Annotated in this window: 10 protein-coding genes; 5 read left to right on the top strand and 5 right to left on the bottom strand. The window is 74.1% G+C overall.

From position 1 onward, the window contains the following. Positions 1 to 85: 85 nt before the first annotated feature. Positions 86 to 328, bottom strand: a complete 243-nt coding sequence (locus AB0B83_RS23030) for a mycoredoxin (RefSeq protein WP_357579897.1) — start codon at positions 326 to 328, stop codon at positions 86 to 88. A 92-nt stretch (positions 329 to 420) separates the two neighbouring features. Here AB0B83_RS23030 and AB0B83_RS23025 point away from each other — a divergent pair, with 92 nt between their 5' ends. The 3 genes from AB0B83_RS23025 to AB0B83_RS23015 all read left to right on the top strand — a co-directional run bounded on the left by AB0B83_RS23025 (position 421) and on the right by AB0B83_RS23015 (position 3,462). Then, positions 421 to 2,583: an ATP-dependent DNA helicase UvrD2 gene (locus AB0B83_RS23025; protein ID WP_357579896.1), complete on the top strand. Its 2,163-nt coding sequence runs from the start codon at positions 421 to 423 to the stop codon at positions 2,581 to 2,583. Between the two features lie 127 nt (positions 2,584 to 2,710). Continuing rightward, positions 2,711 to 2,968 carry a hypothetical protein gene (locus AB0B83_RS23020; protein WP_132231073.1) on the top strand — a complete coding sequence of 86 codons (258 nt, stop codon included), beginning with the start codon at positions 2,711 to 2,713 and terminating at the stop codon, positions 2,966 to 2,968. Positions 2,969 to 3,096: 128 nt separating this feature from the next. Then, the gene (locus tag AB0B83_RS23015; protein WP_088998544.1) at positions 3,097 to 3,462 is read left to right on the top strand and encodes a WhiB family transcriptional regulator; all 366 of its coding nucleotides are present in this window, start codon (positions 3,097 to 3,099) and stop codon (positions 3,460 to 3,462) included. A gap of 382 nt (positions 3,463 to 3,844) precedes the next feature. Here the strand turns inward: AB0B83_RS23015 and AB0B83_RS23010 are convergent, their stop codons facing one another. The 3 genes from AB0B83_RS23010 to AB0B83_RS23000 form a co-directional block, all read right to left on the bottom strand. After that, complete coding sequence (locus AB0B83_RS23010; RefSeq protein WP_357579895.1) at positions 3,845 to 5,212, bottom strand: AarF/ABC1/UbiB kinase family protein; 1,368 nt, start codon at positions 5,210 to 5,212, stop codon at positions 3,845 to 3,847. A 78-nt stretch (positions 5,213 to 5,290) separates the two neighbouring features. Next, positions 5,291 to 6,343, bottom strand: coding sequence for a TOMM precursor leader peptide-binding protein (locus tag AB0B83_RS23005; protein ID WP_357579900.1), 1,053 nt, complete (start codon positions 6,341 to 6,343; stop codon positions 5,291 to 5,293). Positions 6,344 to 6,562: 219 nt separating this feature from the next. Continuing rightward, the gene (locus AB0B83_RS23000; protein WP_012014940.1) at positions 6,563 to 6,730 is read right to left on the bottom strand and encodes a DUF5679 domain-containing protein; all 168 of its coding nucleotides are present in this window, start codon (positions 6,728 to 6,730) and stop codon (positions 6,563 to 6,565) included. A 549-nt stretch (positions 6,731 to 7,279) separates the two neighbouring features. Here AB0B83_RS23000 and AB0B83_RS22995 point away from each other — a divergent pair. Both AB0B83_RS22995 and AB0B83_RS22990 read left to right on the top strand, forming a co-directional pair. Beyond that, positions 7,280 to 7,810 carry a M48 family metallopeptidase gene (locus AB0B83_RS22995; RefSeq protein WP_132231076.1) on the top strand — a complete coding sequence of 177 codons (531 nt, stop codon included), beginning with the start codon at positions 7,280 to 7,282 and terminating at the stop codon, positions 7,808 to 7,810. Between the two features lie 346 nt (positions 7,811 to 8,156). Further along, on the top strand, positions 8,157 to 8,771 hold the full coding sequence (locus AB0B83_RS22990; protein WP_357579894.1) for a hypothetical protein: 615 nt from the start codon (positions 8,157 to 8,159) through the stop codon (positions 8,769 to 8,771). Positions 8,772 to 9,192: 421 nt separating this feature from the next. Here AB0B83_RS22990 and AB0B83_RS22985 read toward each other — a convergent pair whose 3' ends face one another. Continuing rightward, positions 9,193 to 10,500, bottom strand: coding sequence for a zinc-dependent metalloprotease (locus tag AB0B83_RS22985; protein ID WP_357579893.1), 1,308 nt, complete (start codon positions 10,498 to 10,500; stop codon positions 9,193 to 9,195). Between the last annotated feature and the right edge of the window lie 39 nt (positions 10,501 to 10,539).

Below are 10,539 nucleotides of genomic sequence, written 5' to 3'. Positions count from 1 at the left end.
GGCGGCCAGCTCCGACCAGGCCAGCGCGCCCTCGAACGCGCCCGCCGGCCGGTCGGCGGCCGCTCGTCGGTGGTGCTGCGTCCGGTCAGGCGTCGATCGTGGCCAGGTGCTGCTTGACCTGGACGATCGAGGGGTTGGTCAGGGCGCTGCCGTCGGCGAAACGCAGCGTCGGGACGGTCTGGTTGCCGCCGTTGACGCTCATCACGAACTCTGCGGCCTTCGCGTCCTGCTCGATGTCGACCACCTCGTAGCCGATGCCCTCCCGGTCGAGCTGCGACTTCAGCCGGTGGCAGTAGCCGCACCAGGGGGTCGAGTACATCGTCAGCATGGTCAGATCCTCCAACGGTCCGCGTGGCGGCTTGCCGATCAAGCCCAGGCTAATCGCTGCAACGTCTGGCGGAGCTGAGACAATTCCTCGCTGTGGTGGTTCACTCAGCATCCGAACGCGTGCTCGCCGGGCTCGACCCCGAGCAGCGCTCGGCGGTGACCGCCCCCGCCGGCCCGGTCTGCATCCTGGCCGGCGCCGGCACGGGCAAGACCCGCGCGGTCACCTCCCGGATCGCCCACCGGGCGCTCTCCGGGGAGATCTCCGCCCGGCACGTGCTCGCGGTGACCTTCACGGCCCGCGCCGCCGCCGAGATGCGCGCCCGGCTCACCGCGCTCGGGGTGGGCGGCGTGCAGGCCCGCACCTTCCACGCGGCGGCGCTGCGCCAGGTGCGCTACTTCGCGCCCCGGCTGCTCCAGGGGCGGGCCATGCCCGAGCTGCTGGACAGCAAGGTCCGGCTGGTCACCCTCGCCGCGGCCAAGGCCGGCCTGCGTACCGACCGGGCGGCCGCCCGGGACCTCGCCGGCGAGATCGAGTGGGCGAAGTCGTCGCTGGTGGAACCGGGGGAGTACGTCGTCGCGGCGGCGAAGGCGATGCGGGACACCCCGCACGAGCCGGCCCGCGTCGCCGAGGTCTTCGCGGCGTACGAGCGGCTCAAGCGGTCCAATGGGGTGATCGACTTCGAGGACATGCTGCGCGCCGCGGTCTGGGGCATCGAGGAGCACCGGGACGTCGCCGAGCAGGTCCGCGCCCAGTACCGGCACTTCGTCGTCGACGAGTACCAGGACGTCAACCCCCTCCAGCAGCGGCTGCTCCAGGCGTGGCTGGGCGGGCGGGACGACGTGACCGTGGTCGGCGACGCCAGCCAGACGATCTACTCGTTCACCGGGGCCACCTCGTCGTACCTGGTCGACTTCCCGCGCCGGTACCGGGGCGCGACGGTGGTCCGCCTGGTCCGCGACTACCGCTCCACCCCGCAGGTCGTCGGGCTGGCCAACGCGGTGATCTCCCAGGCGCGGGGCGCCGAGGCCCGGCTGCGCCTGGAGCTGGTCGGCCAGCGCCCGCCCGGCCCCGAACCGGAGCTGCGGATCTTCACCGACGAGCCGGCCGAGGCCAACGCGGTGGCCGCCCGCTGCCGCGCCCTGGTCGACGCCGGCACCCCGGCGAAGGAGATCGCCGTGCTGTTCCGGACCAACGCGCAGTCCGAGGCGTACGAGAAGGCGCTGACCGAGGCGCAGGTGCCGTACGTGGTGCAGGGGGCCGAGCGGTTCTTCGAGCGCACCGAGGTGCGGCAGGCGATGGTCGCCCTGCGGGCCGCCACCCGGTCGATCCCCGGGGAGACCCCGCTGCCCGCCGCCGTGGTGGAGGCGCTCACCGCGGTCGGCTGGGCCCCCGACGCCGCCCCGGCCGGTGGCGCCGCCCGCGAGCGGTGGGAGGCGCTCGCCGCGCTGGTGCAACTCGCCGAGGAGTACGCGGCCACCCCGGAGGTGGTGCCGATCGGGCCCGCCGCGTCGGTCGAGCGCCAGGTCACCCTGGCCGACTTCAACGACGAGCTGGCCCGCCGGGCCGCCGCACAGCACGTGCCGACGGTCGACGGGGTGACCCTGGCCTCGCTGCACTCCGCCAAGGGCCTGGAGTGGGACGCGGTCTTCCTGGTCGGCCTCTCCGAGGGCACCCTGCCCACCACGTACGCCAAGACCGTCGAACAGGTCGAGGAGGAGCGCCGGCTGCTCTACGTCGGCGTCACCCGGGCGAGGGAGTGGCTCTGGCTGTCGTACGCCTCGGCCCGCTCCCCGGGCGGGCGGGCCCGGCGGCCCTCGCGGTTCCTGCCGCAGCTCGACCGCTCCGGCGGGGCGGAGCGGGCCGGGGCCGCTCCCGCGACGCGCCGGCCGGAGCGCCGCCGGACCCAGATCGTCTCCTGCCGGATCTGCGGCGCCACCCTGCTCGCCGGGCCGGACCGCAAGCTCGGCCGCTGCCCCACCTGCCCCTCGGACATCGACGAGGAGCTGCACGAACGGCTGCACGAGTGGCGCCAGCGGGTGGCCGGCGGGCAGCGGGTACCGGCCTATGTGGTCTTCACCGACGCCACTCTGGTCGCGCTCGCGGAACGGCGCCCCGGCCGGGCGGAGGAACTGATCGCCATCGCCGGCATCGGGCCCCGGAAACTCGGCCTCTACGGGGAGGCGGTGCTGGCGCTGGTGGCGGGCGCGGCGGTCGACGACGTCTGCCCGGAGAAAACTTTCGAAATCTCGCCGTAAATTCGTTTGCCCTCGCCCCGTGGCGAGGAATAGCCTCATGACACACCTCGCGAGCGGCGCCATTCGGGCTGCTCACGAGGGGTAGAGACCGTATCGGCACGAGTGAACGTCAGAGGAGGTGGTCCCGATGGAGATCGTCTACATCAACGAGCGTCCGGCGGCGCTGCCCGCTGTCGTCGCTCCGCTGTCGGCTGTCCGGGTGGCCCTCGCCGCTGCGCGACCGTCGGTTTCCCAGGTGCACCGTGTCGAGGCTCAGGCCGAGCTGATTCTCGCCACCGCGCCAAACGGAAACCAGGGGACCAGTGGCTTCACGGGCAAGGGCGTCGATGCTGTCAAGCGTCACATGGACGTCCGCGGAGTTCCACCTCGAGGTAGACCGGTCTGATCTTCAGACACCGGCTCACCTCGAGGCCGCGGAACCCGCTACCGGGATCCGCGGCCTCAGTTTTTTGCCCGCCAAGTACGTCGGAAATGCGATCCACGAGATCGAAGTGAGAGAGAGGTGACCGGGCGATGAGTCTGGCGTTGGCCCCACTCGACGTGAGCGTCGAGGTGGAGGCGAACCTGCCCTGCCGGAAGTTCGACCCCGACCTGTGGTTCTCCGACTCGCCCGCCGAGCTCGAGCTGGCCAAGTCGCTCTGCGGGGACTGCCCGCTGCGCGTCGAGTGCCTGGCCGGGGCGGTGGAGCGGGCCGAGCCCTGGGGCGTCTGGGGCGGCGAGATCTTCGAGCGTGGCGCGGTCGTCCCGCGCAAGCGGCCCCGTGGCCGTCCGCGCAAGGAGGACCTGGCCCGCGACGCGGCGCTCCGGGTCGAGGCCGAGGCACGACTGGCGGCCAGTGGGCTGTCCGAGTCGCGCACCACGGTCCGGCTGGCGGCCTGACATGCACCCGATCCAACCCACCCACGCCGGTGTCACACCGGCGACGAGAGAGCTGACCACGATGCTGAACGTTCTTGACGGAGTCGCCGAGATGCAACTACTTCACGAAGCGTTGTCCCGGGCTCGAATGCGCCGGCCTCAGGCCGGTCGTACCACCACGAGCACTGAGGCAACCCTTTCCGCCCGTACCGTCGCCATGAACAGCCGCAACCGAGCGGCGCGCGACCTGGGCGTTCTCTAGTACCCCACCGATAGCCGAGGGGCGGTGGCCGGATTCCGGCCACCGCCCCTCGTCGCGTTCCGCGCCCCGTGCCGCCTGTCGCGCCGCGTGCCGTGGCGTCTGTTTTGCGCCGCGCGGCGCGTCCGGTCGCGCGGCCGTCGCTCAGCCGCCCGCCGAGGGGCGCCCGGCCGACGGGGCGAAGCCGGGCAGCCAGCGCTCCAGGATGCCCCGGTAGGGCGCCTTCGCCTCCAGCTGGCAGAGCACGCCGATCGAGCCGAGCGTCACCCGGTGGATGAGCAGGTACGACGGCGGCAGGTTGAGCTGCCGGCTCAACTGGTACGCGGGGGAGCGGGGGCTGGCCAGCCGGGTCGCCTCAGTGCGCAGCCAGGCCCGGGTGAACCGGAACTCGTCGGCGGCGATGGGCTCCAGCATCGGACGGAGGAAGTCGAGCACCGCCTCGGCGTCGATCTCCTCGGTGGAACCGATGAAGCCCTCCGAGCGCAGGCCCGCCACCACCTCGTCGGCGTCGCCCTGCAGCGCCAGCGCGGCGATGCGGCCGATCGGCTCGGGCGTGCCCTCCGGCATCCGGGCCACCGCGCCGAAGTCGATCACGCCGAGCCGGCCGTCCGCCAGCAGCCGGAAGTTGCCCGGGTGCGGATCGGCGTGCAACAGCCCGGCCCGCTGCGGCGCGGACAGGTGCAGGATGGCCATCAGCCGGCCGGCCTCGTCGCGCTGCTCCTCCGTGCCCTCGCGGATGATCTCCGCCAGCGGGGTGCCCTCGACCCACTCGGTGACCAGGACCCGGGGCGACGCCGAGACCACCGCCGGGATGTGGATCTCCGGGTCGTCCGCGTACGCGGCGGCGAAGGCGCGCTGCGACTCGGCCTCCAGCTCGTAGTCGAGTTCCTCGGTGATCCGTTCCCGCAGCTCCGCCAGGAGCGGCTTGACGTCCAGCCCGGGCTGGATCGCCCGGAACATCCCGCCGAGGCGGGAGAGCTGCTTGAGGTCGGCGAGCAGGGCGTCGCCGGCGCCCGGATACTGGATCTTGACAGCCACGTCGCGGGTCTGCGGCGCGCCGGACGGCCCGTAGCCCGGCTCCCGCCACACCGCCCGGTGCACCTGGCCGATGCTGGCCGCGGCGGCGGGGGTGTCGTCGAACTCCACGAACCGGTCCCGCCAGTCCGGGCCGAGCTGCTCGGCGAGCACCTTGTGCACGCTGGCCGCCGGCAGTGGCGGCGCCGCCTCCTGGAGCTTGGTCAGCGCCTGCCGGTAGGGGGCGGCGATCTCCTCGGGCAAGGCGGCCTCGAAGACCGACAGCGCCTGCCCGAACTTCATCGCACCGCCCTTGAGCTGCCCCAGCACGCTGAAGAGCTGCTCGGCGGTGCGTTGCTGGATCTCCGCGGAGATCACGTCGGAGGCGAGCCCCGTGACGCGCTTACCCATGCCGAGGACGGTCCGACCGGCGAAGCCGAGCGGCAGAGCGGCGAGCTTGGCGGTCCGGGACACGGCCCGGCGCGGGATGTCGGTCACCCGGCCATTGTTACCGACTCCGGGGGCCCGCGGCTGCTCTGCCGCCGGGCTGGGTGCCCGTCCCCGCCTCCGGGGGCGTCACCGGCGCCGTCGCGAACATCCGCAGGAGGGGTGCGGCGGCCACATCCGGCGGCGGAACCGCCCCGCCCCGGTGATCTCCACCGCGCAGCCCAGGGTCTCCGGGGTGCCCCCGTCGAGCTGCGCCAGCGCCTCGGCCGCCGCGTACGCCCCGGCCGCCAGGAGGGTCGCGGTGGCACACGCCTGCTCGCCCGCGCCCGTGGCGAGCTGGGCGGCCAGCGCCGGCCAGTCCGGGTCCCGGTCCGCCCGGTGCAGGTCGAGGCAGTTCAGGCAGGGACCGGCGGGCGGGCGGACGAGCGGGCCGACCACGGGCACGCCCTCCCGGAGACCGAGCAGCAGGTGCGGCTGGCGGCGCTGGGCGTGACCGGCGGCGAGCAGGGCGGCCGGTCGGTCCGTACCGAGCTGGACGACCAGGTCGACCCGGCCCCGCCGGAGCGGGCCCGTGCCCGTGCCGGGGGCGGCCCGCTCGACGGCGTCGCGTACCGCCCGGGCGAGCGGACGGCCGAGCGCGGCGGCCGGGATGCCCGTGCCGACCAGGTCCGCCGGCCGCACCGGGCCGGCCAGGTCCGGGTGCACGTGCCCCACCCCCGCCTGGGCCAGCGCCAGGGCGACCGGGGCGCCGAGGCGGCCGGTGCCGCTGACCACCACCCGGGCGGCCAGCCGCCGGCGGAGCACCTGGGCGGGCGTGCCGGGCAGCCGCGCCGAGGCCAGGGCGAGCGCCTCCGCCTCGGCGGTGAGCCGGGCCCGGGGCAAGCCGGCCAGGTCCTTCGGCAGCAGGGTGTGCGCGGGTACGACCAGGCCCGCGGCCCGCAGCGCGTCGAGCAGGGCGCGGGCCTCGTCGGGGGCCACCTCGGCGGCTACGGCGTGCGCCAGGACCAGCCGTTCGCTACGGGTGCCGTCGAGCAGGTCGAGCAGGCGGGCGGCCCGGGGGTCGGCGATCTCCAGCAGCACGGCGCGGCCCGGCTCGACGCCGAGTTGGAGGGTGTGACGGTCCCGCCAGAGTCTGGTGAGGCCCGGCAGCAGGACGGGACGGGGCAGCGTGGCTCGGCGCATGACACCGATCGTGACCGTGTCCGTGCTCACCGTCGATCGTTGTCCACAGGTGCGCGGTGCCCTGTCCAGGGCTGTCCACAGGAAATCCCGGGATATCCACAACCCGCCGGTAACCATGTCGGCGAGCCGACAGTGCGCGACCGGGTACGCCGGCGGACGAGGTGCGGTCATGCCGGAGGGGGCGGCCGACGGCCGCCCCCTCCGGTGCATCCGTACGGGTCAGACCTTCGCCTTGCCCAGGATGCGGTTCACTGTTGTGCCGCAGACCGGACACTTGCCCTTGGCCATGTTCATCCCGGTCTTCGAGACCTCGACGCGGCCCTCGAAGTCCCGCTTCTCCTTGCACTTGACGCAGTAACCGTTGTAGGTCTGGGCCTGGTCGGCCACGGTGCCCTCCTCGTCTCGTCCGCCGGCCGATGCCGTCCCGGCGGGGGTTCCCGGCGGCGGGCCATTCGGGCACCGGCGCTGGGTCGTTCTCCCACGGCCACGCTCGTGACCGCTGGTCCGCGGACCCTACCCAGGTGTGGGCGGTTCCATGTCAGCTGTGCTTCGTCACTGTGAGCAAGTCGACGTCGAGAGTGTGCATGGCGAATTACGTCGGATAAGTCAGTTTGGCGGGGACACGCCGACCGAACCCGGCCAGATGCCCCGTGCGGGGCACCCCGAGCTGCGCCCGCCACGGAGATCACCTAACGTGGGGGTGCGCCCCGCAAGCACGCGGCGGAGGCCAGCGGCGCCACGCCTCCGCACCCGCGGACGGCCGCCACGAAGGGTGACGGCGACGATTCGTCGTGGCCCGGCAAAAGATTTTTTGGGACTCCTGCCGACCAATCACCATTTTCCGGGCGGGTGTCGGGGTGTTGACCCTTGCGGACCCCTGGTCAGTACGCATTAGCTTTCCTTCGTGACAGGAATCCGAGGCTGCGCGGCCCGCTGATGGCAGGGGCGCGGAAGCCGGTCGTCGAAGTGCGGCGCAGCCAGCGTCGGCGACGCACGGTGTCCGCGTACCGCGACGGTGAACGGGTCGTCGTCCTCATTCCGGACCAGTTCTCCCGGGCCGAGGAGAGCGAGTGGGTCGACCGGATGCTCGCCCGGCTCGCCGCCCGGGAGGGGCGCCTCGCCCGGTCCGACGCCGAGCTGCTCGCCCGGGCCACCCGCCTGATCAAGCTCTACCTCGCCGAACACGGCGCGCAGGCCGTGCCGACGAGCGTCCGCTGGGTCACCAACCAGAACGGCCGGTGGGGTTCCTGCACCCCGGACGACGGCACGATCCGCATCTCGCACCGCGTCCAGGGGCTGCCCGACTGGGTGATCGACTACGTGCTCCTGCACGAGCTCGCGCACCTCATCGTGCCCAGCCACAACGCGCGGTTCTGGGCGCTCGTCGCGCGCTACCCGAAGTCCGAGCGGGCGCGCGGCTACCTGGAGGGCGTCGCGGCGGCCTCGGGCACCCCGCTGACCGACTGACACCCTCAGCGCCGCCGCCGGCCAACTGCCGTCCCGACCTCCGCCAACACCTGCTGTCCGCGCCGGTTTCGTCCGCGCTGTCCGCACCGGTTTCGTGCGCGCTGTCCGCGCTGTCCGCGCTGCTCGCGCTGTCCGCGCTGCTCGCGCTGTCCGCGCTGCTCGCGCTGTCCGCGCTGCTCGCGCTGTCCGCGCTGCTCGCGCTGCCGCGCCGGCTTCGGGGCGGACGGAGCCGGCAAGATCTTGGTACGCGACGGCCCCTCCAGGGGCACGTTCCTGCCAAGATCTCGACGCCGCCTCCGCGCGCCCGTCGGTCGTGGCTCCTGGCGCATCCGGTTAGGGTCGTGGGGTGGCCCGACGTGTGGTGGTGGCGTTGCTCGGACCGGTGACCTGGGCACCGCCCGGCACCGACCCGGTGGACTGGCGGGCCGCGCTCGCCGAGGACGTGGTCGACCTGCTCGCCACGCTCAACGAGGTGGAGACGGCCGTTGCCGTCACCCCGGCCGACCGGGAGCTGGCCGACGCGGTGGTCTGGCCGGACACGGCCGTGTACGAGGTCCCCGAGGCGACCCCGAACGCCATCTTCGCCGCTCTCGCCGACACCGGCTACGACCAGGTGGCCGTGATCGCCGGCGACGCGCCCGACGTGCCGGGCCTGACCATCGGCAAGCTGCTGCGCCCACTCACCACCCGGCCGGTCGCGGTCGCCCCGGTCGAGGGCGGTGGGCCGGGGCTGCTCGGCGTGGCCACCCGGCTGCCCGTACCGGCGTGGCTGCCGGCGCTGGACCTGGACACCGCGCGGCCCGCGGCCGTGCGCGCGGCGGCGCCGCGACCCGGCGACCTGGCGGTGACCCCGGCCTGGCGGCGCCTGCGTGGGCCGGGCGATCTGGCGTTCCTCGACCCGGCCGTGGAGGGCTGGGAGACCACCCGCGCCCTGCTCTCCGGCACCGCGCAGCCCCGCTGAGCCGACCGCGGGCCGGAAGCGACCCGCACTGACCCCCTCCGGACCACGGCCGGGCCCCCGGACCTTGCGACGTAGTCCGGCCCTGCGATGCAGTCCGGCCCTGCGATGCAGTCCGGCCCTGCGATGCAGTCCGGCCCTGCGATGCAGTCCGGCCCTGCGATGCAGTCCGACCCCGCGACGCAGTCCGACCCCGCGACGGCGGCCGCCCGACCGTCCGGCGCGACCCGACCGTGCGACGTGGGCCGCCCGACCCCGCGACGTGGCCCAACCTTGCGACGTGGCCCGACCTTGCGACGTGGCCCGACCGCGCGACGTGGCCCGACCGCGCGACGTGGCCTGCGCAACCCCGCGACGTGGCCCGATCGTGCGGCGAGGGCCGCCCGAACCCCGGTGGGGCGGGCGGCCCTCGTCGTCGACGCGATCAGGGGCGGCTGGCGTCGCCGCCCTCGGGGTCGTCGTCCGGGCGCCGCTGCTCCGGCTCGCCCGGGGCCTTCTCCTCCGGGCCGCCCGGCGCGCTGAAGTCGAAGCTCTCCAACTCACCGAGGTCCCACTCGGACATCGCGAAGGCCACCGGGTCGGCGAAGTCGTCGTCGGAGGGGAGCAGGTCGGGGTGGCCCCACAGGGCGTCCCGGCCGGCGATGCCCCGGTGCTCGGTCAGAGCCGCCCAGAGCGCCGCCGCCTCGCGCAGCCGGCGCGGACGCAGCTCCAGGCCGACCAGTGCCGCGAAGGTCTGCTCCGCCGGGCCACCGGCGGCCCGGCGGCGGCGGAACGCCTCGCCGAGGCTCACCACGTTGGGCAGCCGGCCGCTCGCCGCGCTGTCGACCACGTGGCACACCCAGCCCTCGACCAGGGCCAGGGCGGTCTCGAGCCGGGCCAGGGAGGCCTTCTGCGCCGGGCTGTCCTCCGGCGTGAAGATGCCCTCCAGCGCGATCGCCTGCATCGACTCCGGGTCGGTCGGGTCGACCCGGCCCATCGCCTCCTCGATCGCCTCCCGGTTGACCCGGATGCCGGCGGCGTACATCTCCACGGCGTTGAGCACGTGCCCGCGCAGCCACGGCACGTGCTGGAAGAGCCGCTGGTGGGCGGCCTCGCGCAGGGCGACGTAGAGGCGCATCTCGTCCTCGGGCAGCTCCAGGCCCTCGCCGTACGCCCGGATGTTGGCCGGGATCAGCGCGGCCGTGCCGGCCGGGCCGAGCGGCAGCCCGATGTCGCCGGCGGAGAGCACCTCCGCGGCGAGCGAGCCGAGCGCCTGGCCGAGCTGGCCGCCGAAGAGCGCGCCACCGAGGGTGGCGACCATCGACTGCATCGGGCCGAGCTGGGCGCGCGCCTCCGGCGGCACCAGGTCGCCCATCGCGCCGACCATCCGGCTGGCGACCGGGTCGCAGAGCTTGCGCCAGACGTCGAGCGTCTTGTAGATCCACTCGTTGCGGTTCCAGGCCAGCGAGGTCTGGATGCCCGAGGGCAGTGCGGAGGCCGGCTCCAGCCACAGGTCCGCGAGCCGCAACGCCTCCTCCACCGCGTTGCGCTCGAAGGGCGACACCGCCGGGTCGCCCGCGGCGGCGAGTTGGCTGGCGGCCACCTGCCGGGCCAGGTCCCAGTTGACCGGCCCGCTGCCCGACGCGGAGAGCAGGTGCTGCAACTGCGACATGAACTGCTGCATCTGCGCGGGATCGTTGGGGTCTGGTGGTTGCCCACCCGGGAGCGCGAAACCGAACGGAATATCAGGCACGACGTCTACGGTACGCGCGCCGCGCCCCAGGTAGCTGCC

Origin of the sequence: Micromonospora sp. NPDC049060, from assembly GCF_040649055.1 — a bacterium.
GTDB classification, from domain to species: domain Bacteria; phylum Actinomycetota; class Actinomycetes; order Mycobacteriales; family Micromonosporaceae; genus Micromonospora; species Micromonospora reichwaldensis.
The sequence above is the reverse complement of the archived record's forward strand: the minus strand, read 5'-3'. Positions and strand labels throughout refer to the sequence as shown.

Coding starts and splice junctions, on each gene's coding strand:
- AB0B83_RS23030 (WP_357579897.1), bottom strand. CDS start 328: ATGCTGACGATGTACTCGACCCCCTGGTGCGGCTACTGCCACCGGCTG.
- AB0B83_RS23020 (WP_132231073.1), top strand. CDS start 2,711: ATGGAGATCGTCTACATCAACGAGCGTCCGGCGGCGCTGCCCGCTGTC.
- AB0B83_RS23015 (WP_088998544.1), top strand. CDS start 3,097: ATGAGTCTGGCGTTGGCCCCACTCGACGTGAGCGTCGAGGTGGAGGCG.
- AB0B83_RS23005 (WP_357579900.1), bottom strand. CDS start 6,343: ATGCGCCGAGCCACGCTGCCCCGTCCCGTCCTGCTGCCGGGCCTCACC.
- AB0B83_RS22995 (WP_132231076.1), top strand. CDS start 7,280: ATGGCAGGGGCGCGGAAGCCGGTCGTCGAAGTGCGGCGCAGCCAGCGT.